2 protein-coding genes are annotated in these 681 nt (G+C 37.7%); both read left to right on the forward strand.

What is annotated here, in order from left to right; genetic code table 11:
• Positions 1–174: 174 nt before the first annotated feature.
• A complete protein-coding gene (locus tag AC1DWN_RS34825; RefSeq protein ID WP_477563360.1) occupies positions 175–507 on the forward strand; it encodes an ArsR/SmtB family transcription factor in 333 nt (110 codons plus the stop codon).
• The coding region (locus tag AC1DWN_RS34830) for an ArsB/NhaD family transporter (RefSeq protein WP_477563361.1) at positions 504–681 on the forward strand (178 nt) is incomplete at its 3' end. The genes AC1DWN_RS34825 and AC1DWN_RS34830, both read left to right, overlap by 4 nt.

Genomic DNA, 681 nt, shown 5'->3' on the forward strand with positions numbered 1-681 from the left:
AAGTAATGTTGCTTATTTTTACAATAGATTATTATATAAGTCTTTGATTATATAATTGAATTATTATATATTTATTTCATGATATTATCTCTGCCGGAGGGTAACATAACGAACGAAGAGACATTGACGACTTTTGGGGCAGTATGAATTCTTTAGATAAGGAGGTTGCTACATATGCAACAAAAGATTCAGGACATGGCAGAGGCATATAAGTTGTTAGCAGATAAGACGAGGCTAACGATCCTTGCTTTACTGAAAGAACGGGAACTTTGTGTTTGCGACATTACCGATATTATTGGTATGTCACAGCCGAATGCCAGCCAACATCTTCGTAAACTGAAGTCAGCAGGATTTTTAAATGAAAAGAAAAAAGGGCAGTGGGTATATTATTCTCTTAATTATGAAATAGAGGCTTATGTTCAGTGCATTTTTGAGTATTTACCATCAATGAAAGAAAACATTGCAGCTCAGAAGAATAGCTGTTGCGAGGTTCAGGAGGAAGCATGACGATCGTAGCTGTAATTATATTTTTGCTCACACTAACTTTTGTTATATGGCAGCCAAAAGGATTAAACATTGGATGGTCTGCCGCCGCTGGAGCGGTTCTTGCCTTAATCTTTGGCGTGGTAAGCTTCGCTGATGTTGGTACAGTTACAGGCATCGTATGGAACGCAACACTTG

It is taken from the genome of Paenibacillus sp. P4_A7, from assembly GCF_056402455.1.

Coding starts and splice junctions, on each gene's coding strand:
- AC1DWN_RS34825 (WP_477563360.1), top strand. CDS start 175: ATGCAACAAAAGATTCAGGACATGGCAGAGGCATATAAGTTGTTAGCA.